This is a genomic window from Pseudomonas sp. WS 5411 (assembly GCF_012985595.1).
GTDB classification, from domain to species: domain Bacteria; phylum Pseudomonadota; class Gammaproteobacteria; order Pseudomonadales; family Pseudomonadaceae; genus Aquipseudomonas; species Aquipseudomonas shahriarae.
The window spans coordinates 88,900-109,640 of sequence record NZ_JAARMC010000007.1 but is presented as its reverse complement, the minus strand read 5'-3'; the positions used below and the strand labels follow the sequence as shown (position 1 = coordinate 109,640).

20 protein-coding genes are annotated in these 20,741 nt (G+C 62.3%); 13 read left to right on the top strand and 7 right to left on the bottom strand.

Annotation, left to right across the window (positions count from 1 at the left end; all coding sequences use genetic code 11):
• The first annotated feature begins 17 nt into the window (after positions 1–17).
• Both choX and HBR93_RS13185 read left to right on the top strand, forming a co-directional pair.
• A complete protein-coding gene (choX, locus tag HBR93_RS13190) occupies positions 18–935 on the top strand; it encodes a choline ABC transporter substrate-binding protein (protein WP_169960455.1) in 918 nt (305 codons plus the stop codon).
• Positions 936–1,016: 81 nt separating this feature from the next.
• Positions 1,017–2,579 carry a SulP family inorganic anion transporter gene (locus tag HBR93_RS13185; protein WP_169960454.1) on the top strand — a complete coding sequence of 521 codons (1,563 nt, stop codon included), beginning with the start codon at positions 1,017–1,019 and terminating at the stop codon, positions 2,577–2,579.
• Positions 2,580–2,626: 47 nt separating this feature from the next.
• On the opposite strand, the gene aroE is transcribed toward HBR93_RS13185, so the two are convergent.
• Together aroE and hemF are read right to left on the bottom strand one after the other, a co-directional pair.
• A complete protein-coding gene (gene aroE / locus HBR93_RS13180) occupies positions 2,627–3,451 on the bottom strand; it encodes a shikimate dehydrogenase (protein ID WP_169960453.1) in 825 nt (274 codons plus the stop codon).
• A complete protein-coding gene (gene hemF / locus HBR93_RS13175) occupies positions 3,451–4,383 on the bottom strand; it encodes an oxygen-dependent coproporphyrinogen oxidase (protein WP_169960452.1) in 933 nt (310 codons plus the stop codon). Before hemF ends, aroE begins: the two co-directional genes overlap by 1 nt.
• 159 nt (positions 4,384–4,542) lie before the next feature.
• Between hemF and HBR93_RS13170 the strand changes: the two genes are divergently transcribed.
• Positions 4,543–5,520: an NADPH:quinone reductase gene (locus tag HBR93_RS13170; RefSeq protein WP_169960451.1), complete on the top strand. Its 978-nt coding sequence runs from the start codon at positions 4,543–4,545 to the stop codon at positions 5,518–5,520.
• Positions 5,521–5,642: 122 nt separating this feature from the next.
• On the opposite strand, the gene HBR93_RS13165 is transcribed toward HBR93_RS13170, so the two are convergent.
• Together HBR93_RS13165 and dprA are read right to left on the bottom strand one after the other, a co-directional pair.
• Complete coding sequence (locus HBR93_RS13165) at positions 5,643–6,200, bottom strand: L-threonylcarbamoyladenylate synthase (RefSeq protein WP_057957880.1); 558 nt, start codon at positions 6,198–6,200, stop codon at positions 5,643–5,645.
• Between the two features lie 54 nt (positions 6,201–6,254).
• Entirely contained in the window at positions 6,255–7,349 is a 1,095-nt protein-coding gene (gene dprA, locus HBR93_RS13160; protein ID WP_169960450.1) for a DNA-processing protein DprA, read from the bottom strand.
• Between dprA and HBR93_RS13155 the strand changes: the two genes are divergently transcribed.
• The 6 genes from HBR93_RS13155 to HBR93_RS13130 are packed head-to-tail and all read left to right on the top strand — an operon-like array spanning position 7,350 to position 12,164.
• Positions 7,350–7,625 (top strand): hypothetical protein, encoded by a 276-nt coding sequence (locus HBR93_RS13155; protein ID WP_128593095.1) that lies wholly within the window; start codon positions 7,350–7,352, stop codon positions 7,623–7,625. It begins immediately after the preceding gene.
• On the top strand, positions 7,613–8,119 hold the full coding sequence (def, locus tag HBR93_RS13150) for a peptide deformylase (protein WP_005783383.1): 507 nt from the start codon (positions 7,613–7,615) through the stop codon (positions 8,117–8,119). The genes HBR93_RS13155 and def overlap by 13 nt, the downstream gene beginning before the upstream one ends.
• Before the next feature lie 57 nt (positions 8,120–8,176).
• Positions 8,177–9,127, top strand: coding sequence for a methionyl-tRNA formyltransferase (gene fmt, locus HBR93_RS13145; RefSeq protein ID WP_169960449.1), 951 nt, complete (start codon positions 8,177–8,179; stop codon positions 9,125–9,127).
• Positions 9,127–10,437, top strand: a complete 1,311-nt coding sequence (gene rsmB, locus HBR93_RS13140; RefSeq protein WP_115127074.1) for a 16S rRNA (cytosine(967)-C(5))-methyltransferase RsmB — start codon at positions 9,127–9,129, stop codon at positions 10,435–10,437. The genes fmt and rsmB overlap by 1 nt, the downstream gene beginning before the upstream one ends.
• Before the next feature lie 23 nt (positions 10,438–10,460).
• Positions 10,461–11,834 carry a Trk system potassium transporter TrkA gene (trkA, locus tag HBR93_RS13135; RefSeq protein ID WP_057957876.1) on the top strand — a complete coding sequence of 458 codons (1,374 nt, stop codon included), beginning with the start codon at positions 10,461–10,463 and terminating at the stop codon, positions 11,832–11,834.
• Positions 11,835–11,852: 18 nt separating this feature from the next.
• The gene (locus tag HBR93_RS13130) at positions 11,853–12,164 is read left to right on the top strand and encodes a hypothetical protein (RefSeq protein WP_057439283.1); all 312 of its coding nucleotides are present in this window, start codon (positions 11,853–11,855) and stop codon (positions 12,162–12,164) included.
• Positions 12,165–12,300: 136 nt separating this feature from the next.
• Here HBR93_RS13130 and HBR93_RS13125 read toward each other — a convergent pair whose 3' ends face one another.
• On the bottom strand, positions 12,301–13,188 hold the full coding sequence (locus HBR93_RS13125) for a lysophospholipid acyltransferase (RefSeq protein WP_169960448.1): 888 nt from the start codon (positions 13,186–13,188) through the stop codon (positions 12,301–12,303).
• A gap of 40 nt (positions 13,189–13,228) precedes the next feature.
• Positions 13,229–13,786 (bottom strand): DNA-3-methyladenine glycosylase I, encoded by a 558-nt coding sequence (gene tag / locus HBR93_RS13120; RefSeq protein ID WP_169960447.1) that lies wholly within the window; start codon positions 13,784–13,786, stop codon positions 13,229–13,231.
• A gap of 81 nt (positions 13,787–13,867) precedes the next feature.
• On the opposite strand from tag, the gene glyQ reads away from it, so the two are divergent.
• The 4 genes from glyQ (at position 13,868) to HBR93_RS13100 (ending at position 18,264) form a co-directional block, all read left to right on the top strand.
• The gene (gene glyQ / locus HBR93_RS13115) at positions 13,868–14,821 is read left to right on the top strand and encodes a glycine--tRNA ligase subunit alpha (RefSeq protein WP_003213601.1); all 954 of its coding nucleotides are present in this window, start codon (positions 13,868–13,870) and stop codon (positions 14,819–14,821) included.
• Positions 14,818–16,872 carry a glycine--tRNA ligase subunit beta gene (glyS, locus tag HBR93_RS13110; protein WP_169960446.1) on the top strand — a complete coding sequence of 685 codons (2,055 nt, stop codon included), beginning with the start codon at positions 14,818–14,820 and terminating at the stop codon, positions 16,870–16,872. Before glyQ ends, glyS begins: the two co-directional genes overlap by 4 nt.
• A complete protein-coding gene (gmhB, locus tag HBR93_RS13105; protein WP_169960480.1) occupies positions 16,872–17,411 on the top strand; it encodes a D-glycero-beta-D-manno-heptose 1,7-bisphosphate 7-phosphatase in 540 nt (179 codons plus the stop codon). Before glyS ends, gmhB begins: the two co-directional genes overlap by 1 nt.
• Before the next feature lie 82 nt (positions 17,412–17,493).
• Complete coding sequence (locus HBR93_RS13100; RefSeq protein ID WP_169960445.1) at positions 17,494–18,264, top strand: lysophospholipid acyltransferase family protein; 771 nt, start codon at positions 17,494–17,496, stop codon at positions 18,262–18,264.
• 155 nt (positions 18,265–18,419) lie between these two features.
• Here the strand turns inward: HBR93_RS13100 and HBR93_RS13095 are convergent, their stop codons facing one another.
• The gene (locus HBR93_RS13095; protein ID WP_057957874.1) at positions 18,420–20,738 is read right to left on the bottom strand and encodes a CHASE2 domain-containing protein; all 2,319 of its coding nucleotides are present in this window, start codon (positions 20,736–20,738) and stop codon (positions 18,420–18,422) included.
• Positions 20,739–20,741 lie beyond the last annotated feature (3 nt).

The window sequence follows — 20,741 nt, the reverse complement described above, 5'->3', positions numbered from 1 at the left end:
CCAGTGAGGGGAAGGCCATGCAAAAGTTATCCACAGCCGTGAGTGCCGTACTGCTATTGAGTGCTAGCCAGGTGTACGCCGACGCCCGTTGCGAGACGGTAAAAATGGCCGACCCCGGCTGGAGCGATATTGCCGCCACCAACGCCATCACTGGTTTTTTACTGAGCGGCATGGGTTACAAGGCCAAGGTCGATACCCTGGCGGTGCCGATCACCTTTGGCGGGCTCAAGGACGGCCAGGTGGATGTGTTTATGGGGAATTGGATGCCGGCGCAGCAGGGCTTCTACGACAAGTTCGTGGCCAATGGCGACGTGGTGCAACTGGCGAAAAACCTCGAGGGCACCGAGTTCACCCTCGCGGTGCCGGACTATGTGTGGGAGGCCGGCGTGCATGATTTTGCCGACCTGAATAAATTCGCCGACAAGTTCGACAAGAAGATCTACGGCATCGGCTCCGGCGCGCCGGCCAACCTGTCGCTGCAAGAGATCATCAAGAAAAACGACTTCGACCTCGGCCAGTGGAAGCTGATCGAATCCAGTGAGCAGGCGATGCTCGCCGAGGTGTCCAGGGCGGTGAAGCGCGAGCGTTTCGTCACCTTCCTCGGCTGGACGCCTCACCCGATGAACGTGCAGTTGAAGATGCGCTACCTCAAGGGCGGCGAAAAATACTTCGGCGACACCGGCAGCGTGTACACCCTGACCCGCAAGGGTTATGCACAAGCCTGCCCGAATGTGGCGAAACTGCTGACCAACCTGACGTTTACCCAGGACATGGAGAACAGCATCATGGCCGAGGTGGCGAACAACAAGGTCAGCAATGCCGACGCGGCGAAGGCATGGATCAAGGCCAATCCGGCGGTGCTGGAGCAGTGGCTGGAGGGAGTCAAAACCCTGGATGGCCAGGAGGCATTGGCGGCGGTCAAGGCCAGGCTTTGACAGCGCCCACACAAGCCAGCGCCCACAGGGCAGTGTTTGTGCTGATACCCTGACTCAAACTTTTTTGACCTGAGCTGCCCAATGCCCCGGCCCCATACACTCTTCCCCTTCCTGCGCTGGCTGCCGCGCCAGACCCGCGCCAGCGTCGGCCGGGATGCGTTGGTCGGCCTCAGCGGCGCGGTGCTGGCCTTGCCGCAATCCATCGCCTACGCCCTGATCGCCGGCCTGCCCCCCGAATACGGCTTGTATGCGGCAATCATCCCGGTGCTGATTGCCTGCCTGTGGGGTTCGTCCTGGCATTTGATCTGCGGTCCGACGGCGGCGATTTCCATCGTGCTCTACGCCAGCATCAGCCCGCTGGCGGTGCCGGGCTCGCAGGACTACATCACCCTGATTCTGTTACTGACCTTGCTTGCCGGCGTATTCCAATGGCTATTGGGCATACTGCGCTTTGGTGCGCTGGTCAATTTCGTCTCCCATTCAGTCGTCCTCGGCTTCACCCTCGGCGCGGCAGTGGTCATCGCCCTGGGCCAGTTGCCGAACCTGCTGGGGCTCGACCTGCCCAGCCAGGCCACGGCGATCAACAGCCTGCTGGCGCTGATCGACCACGGCGGCGAGTGGGATCGCCCGTCACTGGCCCTTGGCCTGGGCACCTTGCTGGTGGGCGTGCTGCTTAAATACTGCGTACCGCGCTGGCCGAACTTGTTGATTGCCCTGGCCCTGGGCAGCCTGGCGACGTGGGTGTGGCCGGCGATGTTCGGGCATGTGGCGCGGGTCAGCTCATTTGTTGGCCAACTGCCGCCGTTCAGCCCGTTGCCGCTGGACCTGGACATGATCCTGCGCCTGCTACCCAGTGCCGTGGCGGTGGGCATGCTGGGGTTGGTGACCAGCCTGTCGATTGGCCGCTCGCTGTCGGCGCGCTCGCAACAACTGCTCGATGCCAATCAGGAAGTACGTGCCCAAGGGTTATCCAATATCGTCGGCGGATTTTTCTCCGGCTACCTGTCGGCCGGTTCCTTCACCCGCTCGGGCCTGAGTTACGAGGCGGGCGCCTGTTCGCCGCTGGCGGGGGTGTTTTCGGCGTTATGGGTGGCACTGTTTGCGCTGTTTGGCGCGGCGTTGATTGCGCATATCCCGATCCCGAGTATGGCCGCCAGCATTCTGCTGATCTGCTGGGGCCTGGTGGACCATCGTGGCATCCGCGCACTGTGGCGGGTCAGCCGTGCCGAGTGTGTGGTGATGGGCCTGACCTGCCTGGCTACCTTGCTGCTGGAGCTGCAAACGGCAATCTATGCCGGCGTGCTGGCATCGTTGTTCTTCTACCTCAAGCGCACCTCACAGCCACGGGTCCAGCAATGGCGCGATGGGGAAGACGATGTGCTGCGGGTCGGTGGCTCGATCTTCTTTGGCGCCAGCCATTACCTGCAAGTGCGCTTGCAGCGCCTGCAAGGCCAGCGGGTGGTGATCGAGGCGCAGCAGATCAACTTTATCGACTATTCCGGGGTGGAGATGCTGCACCAGGAGGCGCGGCGATTGCGGGGCCTGGGGCGCAGCCTGACGTTGCGCCGGGCCCGGCCGCAAGTGGTGGAGGAGTTGAGGAAGCTGGAGGGGGCCGACAAGTGCCCGATCCTTTTCGAAGACTGACACGGTCAAAAACTGTAGGAGCTGGCTGGCCAGCTCCTACATTAGAATCAGTTAGCCGCCAGTTGTTTGCGCAGTTCAGCCAGCACCGGCGCCGAATCCGGCCGCACCCCGCGCCACAGGTAGAAGGCTTCCGCCGCCTGCTCCACCAGCATGCCCAAGCCATCCATTGCCATCGCCGCACCGTGTTCAGTGGCCCAGCGGCAGAATGCGGTCGGCTCCTTGGCGTACATCATGTCGTAGCAAAAGGTCTTGCCCGGTTCGACCAGGCTGCCGGCAATCGGCGGTACATCGCCTGACAGGCTGGCCGAAGTGGCGTTGATGATCAGGTCCACCGGTTCACTCAGCCAATCGAAACCGCTGGCAGACACCGGCCCCAGGTCATCGAACAGTTCGGCCAGCCGCTCGGCTTTTTCCACGGTGCGGTTGGCGATAACCAGCGAGGCCGGCTGTTGCGCCAGCAGTGGTTCCAGGGCGCCGCGTACCGCGCCGCCGGCACCGAGCAGCAGGATGCGCTTGCCCGCCAGGCTCAGGCCGGCGTTGACGGTCAAGTCGCGCACCAGGCCGGCGCCATCGGTGTTGTCGCCCAACAGACTGCCATCGGCCAGCTTGCTCAGGGTATTCACCGCGCCTGCGCGCTGCGCACGCTCGGTCAGGGCGTTGGCCAGGCGGTAGGCCTCTTCCTTGAATGGCACGGTGACGTTGGCACCGCGCCCTTGCAGGAAAAATTCACGGGCACAGCCGGTGAAATCCTCGAGCGGCGCCAGCAGCGTGTTGTAGTCCAGCGCCTCGCCGGTCTGCTCGGCAAACAGGCGATGAATCAGCGGCGACTTGCTGTGGCCGATGGGGTTGCCGAACACCACATAACGATCCATCAGCTGGCCGCCTTGGGCGCAGCAAGGCCGAGCCAGTCACGGTCTTGCAGGAAGTAGTCGGTCAGGCGCGCTTCTTCGCTGCCGGCAATGGCCTTCCAGTCATAGCTCCAGCGCACTTGCGGTGGCAGCGACATCAGGATCGACTCGGTACGCCCGCCCGATTGCAGGCCGAACAGCGTGCCACGGTCGTAGACCAGGTTGAATTCCACGTAGCGCCCACGGCGGAATTCCTGGAACTGGCGCTGCTGCTCGGTGTAGGCCATCGCCTGGCGACGCTGGACGATCGGCAGGTAAGCGTCGCTGTAGGCGTCGCCAATGGCGCGGATAAAGGCGAAGCAGGTGTCGAAGTCCCACTCGTTCAAGTCATCGAAGAACAGGCCGCCAATGCCCCGGGGCTCGTTGCGGTGCTTGATGTGGAAGTAGCTGTCGCACCAGGCCTTGTAGCGCGGGTAAACGTCCGCGCCAAATGGCGCACAGGCCTGCTCGGCCACGCGGTGCCAGTGGATGCAGTCTTCTTCGTTGGCGTAGTAGGGCGTCAGGTCGAAGCCGCCACCGAACCACCACACCGGCTCTTCGCCTTCTTTCTCGGCGATGAAAAATCGCACGTTGGCGTGGGACGTCGGCACATGGGGGTTATGCGGGTGGATCACCAGGGACACGCCGAGGGCCTCAAAACCGCGACCGGCGAGCTCCGGGCGGTGGGCACTGGCGGACGGTGGCAGGCCGCTGCCGAACACGTGGGAAAAGTTAACGCCGCCTTTTTCGATCACGCTCCCGTTCTCGATTACCCGCGTGCGGCCACCGCCGCCGGCTGGGCGCGTCCAGGCGTCTTCGATAAAGCGCGTATCGGCCTCGAAGGTTTCCAGGGCGCTGCAAATGCGGTCTTGCAGGTCGAGCAGGTAGGCTTTTACAGCCTCGGTGCGGGTAGTCATGGCATCACCTTGAATCGGGCAAAGCTACGCGAGGCCATTGGGCGTCGGCGGCAAAGGGCGCACAGGATACCACCGCGCCGGGCGCTGCCACAGTTGACGAAGATCAAGCATAAGAGTCCGATAGGAGCCTTTGGCGAAACAGACTTGAGGAGAGAGCAGATGGCCAAACGTATCCAGTTCAGCGCCCATGGCGGCCCCGAAGTACTTGAGTATGTGGACTACACGCCAGCGGAACCAGGCCCACAGCAGGTCCGGGTGCGGAACAAGGCCATTGGCCTGAACTTCATCGACACCTATTACCGCAGCGGCTTGTACGCACCGCCGGCCCTACCCTCGGGCCTGGGCGCAGAAGGCGCGGGCGTGGTGGATGCGGTGGGCAGCGAAGTCAGCCAGTTCAAGGTCGGCGACCGCGTGGCCTACGGCAGCGGCCCTCTGGGTGCGTACAGCGAGCTGCATGTGTTGCCGGCGGCCAACCTGGTGCACCTGCCGGACGCCATCAGCTTCGAGCAAGCCGCCGGCGCCATGCTCAAGGGCCTGACCGTGCAGTACCTGCTGCGCCAGACCTATGAGTTGAAAGGCGGCGAAACCATCCTGTTCCACGCCGCTGCCGGCGGCGTCGGCTCCCTGGCCTGCCAATGGGCCAAGGCCCTGGGCGTGAAGCTGATCGGGACGGTCAGTTCGCCGGAAAAAGCCGCCCTGACCAAATCCCTCGGCGCCTGGGAAACCATCGACTACAGCCAGGAAAATGTCCCACAGCGGGTGCTGGAACTGACTGACGGCAAGAAGTGCCCGGTGGTGTACGACGGCGTCGGCAAGGACACCTGGCTCGCCTCGCTGGACAGCGTCGCGCCCCGTGGCCTGCTGGTGAGTTTCGGCAATGCGTCGGGCGCGGTGGAGGGGGTGAACCTGGGGATTCTGGCCGCCAAAGGCTCGCTGTATGTCACCCGGCCAACACTGGCGACCTACGCCAATACGCCACAGAACCTACAGGCCATGGCTGACGATCTGTTTGGCATGATCGAAAGCGGCAAGGTGCGCATAGATATCAACCAGCGGTATTCCCTGGCGGACGCGGCGAAGGCGCAGGTGGAGTTGTCGGGGCGGCGGACGACGGGGTCGACCATTTTGTTGCCATAGGATCTCGGTGGTTTGGCAGACCGCTATCGCGGGCAAGCCCGCTCCCACATTCGAGCGCATTCCCATGCTGGAAATCGGTCGAATGTGGGAGCGAGCTTGCTCGCGATAGCCACGCCTGGGTCTCAGGACGGGCGCCGAACCTCGCCCGTCGCCAGATCCCGAATCAAACTAGGGTTCTTGCGCCCACCCAGACGCCCCCCCAGCACCAGGTCTACCTGCCCCCGGAAATACTGCTCTACCCGGATCCGCGTGCGCGCCGCCGGCCGGCCCTGGGGGTTGGCCGAGGTGGAGATCAGTGGCCCCACCAGCGAACACAAATCCCGCACCAGAGGGTGATCAGTGACCCGCAACGCTACCGTGTCGTGCTTACCGGTAATCCATTCAGGCAGCAGGTCCTGGTGGGGGACCAGCCAGGTGTTGGGCCCCGGCCAGGTACTGGCCATGCGGTCGATCCAGGTGTCCGGGAAGTCTTCGAATAGAAAATCGAATTGCCGGATATTGTCGGCGACCAGGATCAAGCCCTTATCCACCGAGCGGCCCTTGATCGCCAGCAGGCGATCCACCGCTTCTTCGTTCCACGGGTCGCAGCCCAGGCCCCACACGGCCTCGGTCGGATAGGCAATCACCGCGCCTGCGCGAACTTCTCGTGCGGCTTGTTGCACACGCCACCTGTTGACCATTACTCACTCTCCGGACTAAAGCTCTGCGCAGTTTACCGATCTTCGTAACAAAACCTAACTGCGCGCGAGCCAGCGGCCGCTTTCACAGATCACCCGGCCCTCCAGCTCCAGTTCGGTAAGGCTCACCAACACCTGGGACAGGCTTTGCCCGCTGGCAATGGCCAAACTTTCACTGGTCTGGGACGCCGCGTGCAGCAGCGCCACCAGCGGGTGGGTCACGGCCACCGGCGCGGGCCGCGACAACGCCTGCCAGCCGCGCAACCCTTCAAGAATGTGTTCGATGGTTTCCACCAACACCGCACCGTCACGGATCAACTGATGGCAGCCCCGGGCCCCCGGATGATGAATCGAGCCCGGTATCGCATACACCTCGCGCCCCTGCTCGGCGGCCAGCCGCGCGGTAATCAGCGAGCCGCTGGCCACGCTGGCTTCCACCACCAGCACGCCCAGGGACAGACCACTGATAATGCGGTTGCGTCGTGGGAAGTTTCCAGCCTGAGGCCCGGCGTCCAGCGGAAACTCGGAAACCACCGCGCTGCCCTGAGCAATCATTGCCTCGGCGAGCCGGCGGTGGCGCTGTGGATAAAAATTTTCCAGGCCGGTGCCCAGCACCCCGATAGTCTGCCCTCCGACATCTAATGCCGCCTGATGGGCGGCCCCATCAATTCCCAGGGCCAACCCACTGGTGATGACAAAACCGGCGCTCGCCAGGCTGCGGGAAAAGGCTGCCGCCGTGTCCATTCCGGGGCGCGAAGCGCGTCGGCTGCCGACCATGGCCAACTGCGGTTTTTCCAGGATCGTGGGCGTGCCGGCCACGAATAATAACGGCGGCGCATCGTCCAGTTCGGCCAGCAAGGCTGGGTAGTCGGGCTGGTCCCACATCAACAAATGCTGGGCCGGGCGCTCTAGCCAGGCCAATGCGGCGCTGGCGCCATCACGCACTTGCGCACTGCGCCGGGCTTCGGCGCAGGCCGCCGGCAATCCCAGGGAGCGCCAGGCACTGGCTGGCGCGCCGATGGCTTTTGAGGCGCAGCCAAAGGCCTCGATCAATGTTTTAAAACGCCTTGGCCCCAGCTCCGGCATACGGTGCAAACGCAGGCGGGCTTCGAGCTCGGCAGGGGAAATATTCGGAGTATGAATGACTGACATATGATCATCCTTGATCAGGAACAAGCTGTGGATAACTCTGTTGGTAACTTCTTTAGCAGGCTAATTATTGCAACTGGTTATTGCCGCCCAACCGGGCCGCCTGTTTTGAAGACGAGTAGCGATTTCCTCATGGGGGCAATCTCCTTTATTATGTGGGTTCGCGTGAAATGCCTGGCCTTCGCGGCCTGCGAGCGTTTCACACCGGCCGTGCGGGTGTCCCGACGCCGATTTGCCTTTACCTCACATGTGCAGCAATTACGCTTATGGCTATTTTGAACATCCTCGAATTCCCGGACTCGCGCCTGCGCACTATCGCCAAACCGGTGGCCGTAGTGGACGACAAGGTTCGTCAGTTGGTCGATGACATGTTTGAAACAATGTATGAAGCACCGGGCATCGGCCTCGCCGCGACCCAGGTCAACGTGCACCTGCGCGTGGTGGTCATGGACCTGTCCGAAGACCGCAGCGAACCGAGGGTGTACATCAACCCGGAGTTCGAGCCGTTGACCGACGAGATGGGCGAATACCAGGAAGGCTGCCTGTCGGTGCCGGAGTTCTACGAGAACGTCGAGCGCCCGCTGCGCGTCAAGATCAAGGCCCTGGACCGCGATGGCAAACCCTTCGAGCTGATTGCCGAAGGCCTGTTGGCGGTGTGCATCCAGCATGAGTGCGACCACCTCAACGGCAAGCTGTTTGTCGATTACCTGTCCACGCTCAAACGCGACCGGATCAAGAAGAAACTGGAAAAGAAGCATCGCCAGCAAGCTTGATTCCCTTCTTTCAAAGGCTTGCTCCGGCAAGCCTTTTTCTTTTGTGAGACGTTTCCCATGACCGAGCCACTGCGCATCGTTTTTGCCGGCACCCCTGAATTTGCCGCCGAACACCTCAAGGCCCTGCTTGCCAGCCCTTATGAAATCGTCGCGGTGTACACCCAGCCGGATCGCCCGGCCGGCCGTGGGCAAAAACTGATGCCCAGCCCGGTCAAGCAGCTTGCCCTGGAACACGGCATTGTCGTGCTGCAACCGCCAACCCTGCGCAATGCCGAGGCCCAGGCTGAACTGGCCGCGCTGCAGCCGGACCTGCTGGTGGTGGTGGCCTACGGCCTGATCCTCCCCCAGGCGGTGCTGGATATCCCGCGCCTGGGCTGCATCAACAGCCATGCCTCGCTGCTGCCGCGCTGGCGCGGTGCGGCGCCGATCCAGCGCGCGGTGCAAGCCGGTGACGCCGAAAGCGGCGTGACCGTGATGCGCATGGAAGCCGGCCTGGACACCGGGCCGATGCTGCTCAAGGTCACCACGCCCGTCACCGCACAAGACACCGGCGGCAGCCTGCACGACCGCCTGGCCGAGATGGGCCCGCCTGCGGTGGTAGAGGCGATTGCCGGCCTCGCTGCTGGCACCTTGCAGGGTGAAGTGCAGGACGACAGCCTCGCCACCTACGCCCACAAGCTGAACAAGGACGAAGCACGCATCGACTGGAGCCGCCCGGCCGTGGAGCTGGAGCGCCTGGTACGCGCCTTCAACCCGTGGCCGATCTGCCACAGCACCCTCAATGGCGAAGCCTTGAAAGTCCTCGCCGCCACCCTGGCCGAAGGCAGCGGCGCCCCCGGTGAAATCATCGGCACCAGCAAGGAAGGCCTGCTGGTGGCCTGCGGCGAACAGGCACTGTGTCTGACCCGTCTGCAATTGCCCGGTGGCAAGGCGCTGAACTTCAGTGATTTGTTCAACAGCCGTCGTGAGAAATTTGCCCCCGGCATCATCCTCGGAGTGGACGCTTGATGAACCCGCGTTTGGCCGCCGCCAAGGCCCTGGCCGCCGTGCTCAACGGCAAGGCTTCCCTGAACAGCTCGTTGCCGGTGCAACTGGATAAAGTCGAAGACCGTGATCGCGGCTTCACCCAGGACCTGGCCTTTGGCACCGCCCGCTGGCAGCCGCGTCTGTCGGCGCTGGCGGCCAAGCTGCTGCAAAAGCCGTTCAAGGCCGCCGATGCCGACGTCGAGGCGTTGCTGCTGGTGGGGCTGTACCAATTGCTCTATAGCCGGGTGCCGGCCCACGCCGCCATCGGCGAAACCGTAGGCTGCGCCGACAAACTGAAAAAGCCATGGGCCAAGGCCTTGCTCAATGCCGTGCTGCGCCGCGCCCAGCGCGAAAGCGAGGGGTTGCTGGCCGAGCTCGAACACGACCCGGTAGTGCGCACTGCGCACCCGCGCTGGCTGCAAAAATCCCTCAAGGCGTTCTGGCCAGAGCAGTGGGAAGCCATCTGCGCTGCCAACAATGCCCACCCGCCAATGATTCTGCGGGTCAATCGTCGCCATCACAGCCGCGATGCCTATCTCCAATTACTGGCAGAGGCCGGCATCAATGCCAGCGCCTGTGTGTACAGCCAGGACGGCATCGTGCTGGAGACCGCAGGCGATGTGCGCAGCCTGCCAGGCTTTGCCGAAGGCTGGATCAGCGTGCAGGACGAAGCCGCGCAACTGGCCGCCGACCTGCTTGACCTGGCGCCGGGCCAACGGGTGCTGGACGCCTGCTGCGCGCCGGGCGGCAAGACCTGTCACATCATGGAAGTCGAGCCCGGCCTGGCCGGCGTCGTCGCCGTCGACTTGGAAGCCAAGCGCCTGGTACGCGTGCGCGAAAACCTTGCTCGCCTGGGCCTGGACGCCGAGCTGATTGCCGCCGATGGGCGCGACACCGCCACCTGGTGGGATGGCAAGCCGTTCCAGCGCATCCTGCTGGATGCGCCATGTTCCGCCACCGGTGTTATCCGCCGCCATCCGGATATCAAGCTGACCCGCCAACCCGACGACATCGCCGCCCTGGCTGTGCTGCAAGGCGAGTTGCTGGACGCGTTGTGGCCGACGCTGGAGGTCGGTGGCATCCTGCTCTACGCCACCTGCTCGACGTTGCCGACCGAAAACACCGAAGTGATCGAAGCCTTCCTCGCCCGCACCAGCGGCGCGCGGGAGTTGGACATTGCCACCACCGCCGGCATCAAGCAGCCCCACGGCCGCCAGTTGCTCGCGCAGGAAGGCGGGCACGATGGCTTCTATTACGCCAAGCTGATCAAGATTGCCGCTGCACGCGGTTGAATGATTTTTAAGGGAGTGACCGGATGAAGATCATCATCCTCGGCGCAGGGCAGGTCGGCGGTACGCTGGCCGAGCACCTGGCCAGTGAAGCCAACGACATTACTGTGGTCGACACCGACGCCGAACGCCTGCGTGGCCTGGGTGACCGCCTGGATATCCGCACGGTCCAGGGCCGCGCCTCGTTCCCCACTGTGTTGCGTCAGGCCGGTGCCGACGATGCCGACATGCTGGTGGCGGTGACCAACAGTGACGAGACCAACATGGTCGCCTGCCAGGTCGCTCACACCCTGTTCCACACCCCGACCAAGATCGCCCGGGTGCGTGAAGCGGCCTACCTGACCCGCGCCGGGCTGTTCGACAACGACGCGATTCCGGTGGACGTGCTGATCAGCCCGGAGCAGGTGGTCACCCACTACATCAAGCGCCTGATCGAAATCCCCGGTGCGCTGCAGGTGATCGACTTTGCCGAAGGCAAGGCGCAACTGGTGGCGGTCAAGGCCTACTACGGCGGGCCGCTGGTGGGCCAGCAACTGCGCCAGCTGCGCGAACATATGCCGAATGTGGAAACCCGCGTAGCCGCGATTTTCCGCCGCGACCGGCCGATCCTGCCCCAGGGCGACACGGTGATCGAAGCCGACGACGAAGTCTTCTTCATCGCCGCCAAGGCCAATATCCGTGCCGTGATGAGCGAAATGCGCCGGCTCGACGAGAGCTACAAGCGCATTGTCATCGCCGGCGGCGGGCAGATTGGCGAACGCCTGGCCGAGGCCATCGAAAGCCGCTACCAGGTGAAGATCATCGAGATGAACGCGGCGCGCTGCCGCTACTTGTCCGATACCCTCGACAGCACGGTGGTGCTGCAAGGCAGCGCGTCGGATCGTGACCTGCTGATGGAAGAAAATATCGCCGACGCGGATATCTTCCTGGCCCTGACCAACGATGACGAGGCCAACATCATGTCATCGCTGCTGGCCAAGCGGCTGGGGGCGAAGAAGGTGATGACCATCATCAACAACCCGGCCTATGTGGACCTGATCCAGGGCGGCGACATCGACATTGCCATCAGCCCGCAACTGGCCACCATCGGCACTTTGCTGGCCCACGTGCGGCGCGGCGATATCGTCAGCGTGCACTCATTGCGCCGCGGCGCGGCGGAAGCCATCGAGGCGATTGCCCATGGTGACTCCAAGTCGAGCAAGGTGATCGGCCGGGCGATTCGCGATATCGGTTTGCCACCGGGCACCACCATTGGCGCGATCATCCGCGATGAAGAAGTGATCATCGCCCATGACGACACGGTGATCGCCACGGGTGACCATGTGATTCTGTTCCTGGTGGATAAAAAACATATCCGCGATGTGGAGAAGCTGTTCCACGTGGGGTTGAGCTTTTTCTGATCTGACGGAGAGACCGACATGCTCGAATCCCTGGAAAAAATGCTCGCCAAGGGTGTGGATAACTCGCTGCTGCGCTTTGGCTTGGGCAAGGGTTACCTGGACCTGAAAGACAACGCCAAGGCGGCCGAGCATTTGCAGAGGTGCGTCGGGTTTGACCCGAAGTATTCGGCGGCGTGGAAGCTGCTGGGCAAGGCACACGCTGCGCTGGGCGATAAAAGCGCAGCACGCCAGGCATGGGAGCAGGGGATTACAGCGGCCCAGGCCCACGGCGACAAGCAGGCCGAGAAAGAGATGACGGTGTTCCTGAAAAAACTCGATCGCCAAGCCTGAATGGAGATCACAAATGTGGGAGCGGGCTTGCTCGCGAATGCGGTGTATCAGCTACACATTCAGTGACTGAGACTCTGCATTCGCGAGCAAGCCCGCTCCCACATTGGTTTTGCATCGACCTTGAGTCAGTCGCGAATCAGTACCAACGCGCCTCGCCTGGCGGGCGTTTCTTGAAGCGCTTCATGCTCCACATGTACTGGCTCGGGTAGGCGCCGACATAACGCTCCACCACCTTGCTCATCGCCGCGCAGGAGGTGGCCGTGTCGGTGCTGTACATGTCTTCCGGCGCCGCTTCCAGGATCACTTTGTAGCCCGAGCCGTCCGGCAGCCGCAGGGCATGCAGGAACACACCCACCGCCTTATGGCCGGCGAGCATGTTCGGCACGAACTTGCTGGTCAGCGCCTGGGTGGCGAAGAACGGTACGAAAATCCCGGCCGATTCCGCCGGCTCCGGATCCGCGGGAATCCCCACCTGGCCGCCCTTGCGCACTTCCTTGATCACGCTGAGGATGCCTTCCTTGGTCGACGCCGCCACCCGGTTGCCCAGTTGCACGCGTTGCTTGCGCAGCAGGTCATCCACTGCCTTGAGCTTGGGCGGGCGGTAGAAAATGATCGGTTTGCACTGGCTGCAATAGAAGTGGTTCAACACTTCCCAGTTGCCCAGGTGGCTGGTGATGCCGACCACGCCTTTGCCCGAGACCAAGGCTTGCTGCAGCACTTCCAGGCCTTCGACTTCGCGCACCAGGTCGATGGAGCGCTGGGCCGGCCAGATCCAGGCGCAGGCGCTTTCGGTCAGGGACTTGCCGATATCCATCAGGCTCTGGCCCGCCAGGCGCTCACGCTCAGCCGGGTCCATGTCCGGGAAACACTTGGAGAGGTTGATCCGCACCGTGTCGCGGGAGCGGTTGGGGGTTTTCCACATGATCCAGCCAATCGCCGAACCCACGGCTTGCACAGCGCGCCAGGGCAGCAGGGCAAACAATCGCAGAGCGCCTACCAGCAAGGCGCCTTTTAACTTTTCCACAGGTCACTCCTGATCGTGTGTGGTGCGCAAAGCGGCCATTCTAACCGGCGTTGACCAAGTCCGCGTAACGGTCGCAGTCCTGGGTGTGGTCCATGACCATGCCTGAGGCCTGCATGAAGGCGTAGCAGATAGTCGGGCCGACGAACGTAAAACCGGCTTTCTTGAGGGCTTTGCTCATGGCTTCGGCCTCTGGCGTAATCGCCGGGACCTGGCTGCGATCCTTGAAATGATTGACCTTGGGCACGCCGCCGACAAACGACCAGAGCAACCCCACCGGATCCTCCAGCGCCAGCCAGGCCGCGGCATTGCGCCGGGTGGCATTGAGTTTCAAGCGGTTGCGCACAATGCCTGGGTCGAGCATCAACTGCTCGATCTCGGCATCGCTCAACTGCGCCAGGCGCGTTGGATCAAAACCGAACAAGACCTTTCGATAATGCTCGCGTTTGCGTAAAACGGTGATCCAGGACAGGCCCGCCTGGAACCCTTCGAGCAAAAGCAACTCGAACAAACCCTGCGCATCGCGCAGCGGCGTTCCCCACTCTTGATCGTGATAAGCCATGTACAGCGGATCTTCAGAACACCAAAAGCAGCGTGGCATAAGGCTCCAGGGAGTGGTGGCGGGGCCGAATCGGGTATACTCCCGCCCTTTAAATCGCAGCCCAAGTAACAGGTGAATTTTGTGAGCCAGCCTACGCCAGCCGTGCGTACCTTCCAAGACTTGATCCTCGCCCTCCAGCAATACTGGGCCGAGCAAGGTTGTGTGGTACTTCAGCCCTACGATATGGAAGTAGGCGCCGGCACTTTCCACACCGCAACATTCCTGCGGGCCATCGGCCCGGAAACCTGGAACGCCGCTTATGTGCAGCCCAGTCGTCGCCCGACTGACGGCCGCTACGGCGAAAACCCCAACCGCCTGCAGCACTACTATCAGTTCCAGGTCGTCCTCAAGCCAAACCCGGACAACTTCCAGGAGCTGTACCTGGGCTCGCTGAAACATGTCGGCCTGGACCCGTTGGTCCACGACATTCGTTTCGTCGAAGACAACTGGGAATCGCCAACGCTCGGCGCCTGGGGCCTGGGCTGGGAAGTCTGGCTCAACGGCATGGAAGTCACGCAGTTCACTTACTTCCAGCAAGCGGGCGGCATCGAGTGCTACCCGGTGACCGGCGAGATCACTTACGGTCTCGAGCGCCTGGCCATGTACCTGCAAGGCGTGGACTCGGTCTACGACCTGGTGTGGGCTGACGGCCCGTTCGGCAAAGTGACCTACGGCGATGTGTTCCACCAGAACGAAGTGGAGCAGTCGACCTACAACTTCGAACACGCCAACGTCGAGAAGCTGTTCGAACTGTTCGACTTCTACGAAAGCGAAGCCAAGCGCCTGATCGAACTGGATCAGCCGCTGCCGTTGCCGAGCTACGAAATGGTCCTGAAGGCATCCCACACCTTCAACCTGCTGGACGCCCGCCGTGCCATCTCGGTAACCGCGCGCCAGCAATACATCCTGCGTGTACGCACCCTGGCGCGTTCCGTCGCCCAAGCCTACCTGCTGGCTCGCGCCAAGCTGGGCTTCCCGATGGCAACCCCGGACCTGCGTGATGAAGTGTTGGCTAAGCTGGAGGCTGCACAATGAGTGCTCAAGATTTCCTGGTTGAACTGGGCACCGAAGAGCTGCCACCCAAGGCCCTGAACACCCTGGCCGATGCATTTTTGGCCGGTATCGAAAAAGGCCTGCAGACTGCCGGCCTGAAGTTTGAAGCCAAGAAGGTCTACGCCGCGCCACGTCGCCTGGCGGTATTGCTGACCGCGCTGGAAACCCAGCAGCCGGACCGCAACATCAACCTCGACGGCCCGCCACGCCAGGCCGCTTTCGATGCCGAAGGCAACCCGACCCAGGCAGCCCTTGGTTTTGCCAAGAAGTGTGGCGTCGAGCTGAGCGAGATCGACCAGAGCGGCCCGAAACTGCGTTTCAGCCAGGTCATCAAGGGCAAGCCAACCGCCAGCCTGTTGCCGACCATCGTTGAAGATTCCCTCAATGACCTGCCGATCCCCAAGCGCATGCGCTGGGGTGCACGCAAGGAAGAATTCGTACGTCCGACCCAATGGTTGGTGATGCTGCTCGGTGATCAAGTCATCGACTGCACTATCCTGGCCCAGAAGGCCGGCCGCGACTCCCGTGGCCACCGCTTCCACCACCCGGAAAACGTGCGCATCACTTCGCCGGCCAACTACCTCAACGACCTGCGTGCAGCCTATGTGCTGGCGGATGCCAACGAGCGTCGCGAGCTGATCAGCAAGCGCACCGAAGAGCTGGCCCGCCTGCAGGAAGGCACGGCCATCGTGCCGCCAAGCCTGCTCGACGAAGTGACCGCGCTGGTTGAATGGCCGGTACCGCTGGTGTGCTCGTTCGAAGAGCGCTTCCTCGATGTGCCGCAAGAAGCCCTGATCACCACCATGCAGGACAACCAGAAGTATTTCTGCCTGCTGGATGTGGACGGCAAGTTGCTGCCGCGCTTTATCACCGTGGCCAACATCGAGAGCAAGGACCCGCAGCAGATCATCGCCGGTAACGAGAAAGTCGTGCGCCCGCGCCTGACTGACGCCGAGTTCTTCTTCAAGCAAGACAAGAAGCAGAAGTTCGAAGACTTCAACCTGCGCCTGCAAAACGTGGTGTTCCAAGAGAAGCTGGGCAGCGTCTACGACAAGGCTGTGCGGGTTTCCAAGCTGGCGGCCTATATCGCGCCACGCATTGGCGGCGACGCCACCCTGGCGGCACGTGCGGGCCTGCTGTGCAAATGCGACCTGGCTACCGAGATGGTCGGCGAGTTCCCGGAAATGCAAGGCGTTGCCGGTTACTACTACGCGCTCAATGACGGCGAGCCTGAAGACGTCGCCCTGGCCCTGAACGAGCAGTACATGCCGCGCGGTGCTGGCGCCGAGCTGCCGACCACCCTGACCGGTGCCGCGGTGGCCATCGCTGACAAGCTGGACACCCTGGTCGGTATCTTCGGCATCGGCATGTTGCCGACCGGCAGCAAAGACCCGTATGCCCTGCGCCGTGCGGCCCTGGGCGTGCTGCGCATCCTGATCGACAAGCAGTTGGACCTCGATCTGACCCAGGCCGTGGTATTTGCCGTCGGCCAGTTTGGTAGCAAGGTCAAGCAAGCCGGCCTGGCCGAGCAAGTGCTGGAGTTCGTATTCGACCGCCTGCGTGCGCGCTACGAAGACGAAGGCGTGGACGTTTCCGTCTACCTGTCGGTACGTGCCCTGCAACCCGGCTCGGCACTGGACTTCGACCAGCGTGTGCAAGCCGTACAAGCGTTCCGCAAGCTGCCGGAAGCCGACGCCCTGGCTGCCGTGAACAAGCGCGTGTCGAACCTGCTGAGCAAGGCCGAAGGCCTGGGCAATGCGGATGTCGACCCTGGCCTGTTTGCCGATGCCAAGGAGTTCTCGCTGAACTCGGCTATCGCCAAGGCAGAAAACGCCGTGAAGCCGCTGATCGCCGAGCGCAACTACGCCGAAGCACTGGCGCGCCTGGCTACCTTGCGTGAGCCGGTGGATGCGTTCTTCGAAGCGGTGATGATCAATGCCGAAGATGCCAGCGTGCGGAAAAACCGCTACGCCATGCTGGCGCGCCTGCGCGGCTTGTTCGTCAATATCGCTGACATTTCGACGCTGAGCTGATCATGTTGAAACTGCTGATTCTCGATCGGGACGGGGTGATCAACTACGACTCCGACGCCTACATCAAGTCGGTGGAGGAGTGGATCCCACTGCCCGGCTCGATCGAGGCCATCGCGCAGTTGAGCAAGGCCGGCTGGACGGTAGCCATTGCTACCAACCAGTCCGGCATTGCCCGCGGCTACTACGACATCGCCACCCTGGACGCCATGCATGCGCGCCTGCGCGCGTTGGTGGCGGAGCAGGGCGGTGAGGTGGGGCTGGTGGTGTACTGCCCCCACGGGCCGGATGAGGGCTGCGATTGCCGCAAACCCAAGCCTGGCATGTTGAAAATCATTTCAGAACATTACAAGGTGCCCCTGGCTGGGATATGGTTCGTCGGGGACAGTCTCGGTGACCTGGAGGCGGCCAAAGCCGTCGACTCTCAGCCAGTTTTGGTAAAGACCGGGAAAGGCGACAAGACCCAGGCGAAAAACCTGCCGGTAGGCACCTTGATTTTTGACGATCTGGCGGCGGTTGCCGCAGAACTTATCAACAACTAGTCGCCCTCGACTTCCTGACCAAGGATTGTTCGGGAGTGCACTTTTAACAGGCGGGCGTTGTCCCGCAACGGTAAATGCTGCCATGTCGATTTTGCAGGCCATCAGAACCTTCTTCTTTTACCTGCTGCTGGGCACCAGTTCGTTTCTCTGGTGCACCCTGAGCTTTTTTATTGCGCCCTTTTTGCCGTTCAAGGCGCGCTATCGCTTTATCAACGTCTATTGGTGCCGCTGTGCGTTGTGGCTGAGCAAGGTGTTTCTGGGCATCCGTTTCGAGGTCAAGGGTGCCGAGAATGTCCCGGACCAGCCCTGCGTGATCCTGTCGAACCACCAGAGCACTTGGGAGACGTTCTTCCTTTCTGCGTATTTCTCGCCCCTGAGCCAGGTGCTCAAGCGTGAGTTGCTGTTCGTACCGTTCTTTGGCTGGGCCATGGCCATGCTGCGACCGATTGCCATCGACCGCGACAACCCCAAGGCCGCGCTCAAGCATGTGGCGAAGAAGGGTGACGAGCTGCTCAAGGATGGGGTGTGGGTACTGATCTTCCCGGAAGGCACCCGCGTGCCCTTTGGCACTGTAGGCAAGTTCTCCCGGGGCGGTACGGCATTGGCGGTCAACGCCAACCTGCCAGTGCTGCCGATTGCTCACAATGCCGGCAAGTTCTGGCCCAAGGAAGGCTGGGCCAAGCGTAAAGGCACCATCACCGTGGTGATCGGCGAACCGATGTATGCCGAAGGGGAAGGACCGCGTGCAATCGCGGCACTCAATGACCGCGCTGCCGTCTGGAATGAAGCGCAGCAACGGGCCATGGGTTCGCTGCCGCCAGTGCCGGTTGCAGAAGACCAGCCGGTGACCTGACGTTCTGTGGATAACCTGTGTACGGTTTGTTGGCAAAGTGCGTTTTTTAGCTTGTAGGCTTATGATTTTATTACATATTTCTTAAGCTAATAAAACACCGAAAAACGTGCATAAGTTTTTTCGACCGTTGAAGACCGGCCCTCGTGGCCGGTTTTTTATGCACAGCCGTTTGACTCTTCCCACAACGGCAGTCGCAGACTGAAAACCGTGCCTTGACCGACCACACTCTCACAGTCGATCCGGCCGCCATGGCGGTCCACTACCGCCTTGACCATGCTCAGTCCCAACCCCAACCCTTCGCTGCCCTGAGCCGAAACAAACCGCCGGTATTGGCTGAACAGTTCAGGAAGCTCCTCGGCCGCGATACCGGAGCCCTGATCCTGGATGTGACAGGTCAGCCATTGCTCGTTGCGTTCGAGGCGCACCGTCACCGTGGTGCCGGCTGGGCTGTACTTGATCGCATTCTCCATCAGGTTGAACAAGGCACGGGTGAGTAACGATTGATCCGCCAGGACCATTTCCTCACCGGCCGCGTCCAGGTCATGAACCAATTGGATATTTTTCAATTGGGCCAGCAGCACCACCTGGTCAAACGCGTCGAGCACCAACATGGCAAACAGGCTGGGCTCCAACTGATAACCATCGGACTCGGCCTTGGCCAATTGAACGAACGATTCGGTCAAATTCAATGCCCGTCGCACTTGCTGTTCGATCTGGGTAAATACCAGCGCAACGTCTGAGGCTTCATGACGCTGCACATCCAGCAACGCGAGGATTGCCGAATGGGGTGCACGCAAGTCGTGGGAGAGAAACCGCAGCAGGGTTTCGCGCTGCTGCTGGGCGTCGCGTTCGATACTCAGGTCGGTCAGGCTCAACAGCCAACCCAGCGCCACATCACCGTCAGCGGGTAACAGCGGGGCCAGTTCCAGGCGCAGGCTGCGTTGCTGAATATCGCGGAACTCGACAATTTCCAGGGCCGACAGCGGCGGGCGTACCTGCCCCTGCAGCGGTGGATAGCCCAATGCCGTCAATTGCTCCAGCAGGTTCTCGGCAATCAGCTCGTTGCCAAACACATCACGGGCGATCCGATTGGCCAGCAGGATCTCCCCTGCGGGATCGGTAATCAGCGTAGCCACGGGCAGGCATTCCAGGCCATCGGCCATAAAACGCCGGGTATCGCGGGTACGGCTGACGGCTTGCTCCAGGGCCACGATACGACCCTGCAACACGTCCCCCTTGCTGACGGCGGCACGACGACGTTCCGGCAGCACCTTGGGCTCGCTGTCGAGGCGCGCCAGTTCCCAGCCGAAGTAGGCAAGGATTACGCTCAGGCGGCGCCAGTTCCAGACCAGATAGCCCAGCAGCATGCCGATCAGCGTGGCCGCTGGCGACCACCAGAGCCCCAGGCGCAACATGCCCCAGGAAGCGAGGAGGGCACCTCCCATGCAGCCCAGGGTCAGCCACAGGGCATAACGCGGGCGCAACAACAGCAGGCCCAACAGTAAGGCCACCCACGAGGTGGACAGCAGGGTGGCCAACCAGCCAGGCAAGACGGTAATGCTGCGATCCTGCAGCAGCCCGTTGAGGATATTGGCCTGGATCTCGACGCCCGGTGTGGTGCCGACACTGGCCGAAAGCGGCGTCACATAGCGATCGCCCATGCCCGGCGCGGTCGCTCCCACCAGGATGATCCGATCACGCAGCAATTGAGCCGGGACCTCGCCACGCAGAACGCTGACGTACGGCACGCTGGGAAAGCCATGGTCGGCGGCGATAAACGGAATGCGGATGGCGTTGTCCCGCTGCCAATCGGTTGCATCAGAAGATACTGACAGCCCCGGCATATCCGCAGGCTGGCCAGTCAGCTCGAAGGCCAGCCACGCCAACTGCGGGACCAATTGCCCCGGCGGCCCCTCACGCAAGTAAAGGCTGCGCACAATGCCGTCGCTATCAGCTTCCACGTTGATATGGCCGACCCCCCTGGCACAATCACGCAGGGGCTGCACGGGGAGGATTTGCGTGAGGGGTTGCCCCAGGCGCGGCGTGCCTTCGCGAATCAACGGCAGCAGGACATTGCCGGCATTGCAGATGGCCTGGGCCAGGCGTTGATCATTGGCAGGCTCGCGCGCAGGTTCGCTGAAGATCACATCGAGCAGGATCCCGGCGGGTTTGGCGGCACTCAGTCGGTCAATCAGGTCAGCATGCAGGTGGCGCGACCACGGCCATTGGCCAAGCGCCTTGAGACTCATGTCATCAATGGTCACCAGCAGAATGCGTGAGTCCACCGGCAACGGCGTCAGACGCCGCAGGCTGTCATACAGCGGGTTATTGAAGGAAAGCCCAGGACTCAGGGACAGCAGGGCCGTCATTGGTAGCAGCAGCAGGCTGATCCACAGCCATTCCCGGACCAACCCGTTGAACAGGCGTTGGGCCTGGGTCGGCTGACGTTGTTCAGCCCGGCGCCACCACTTCACCGC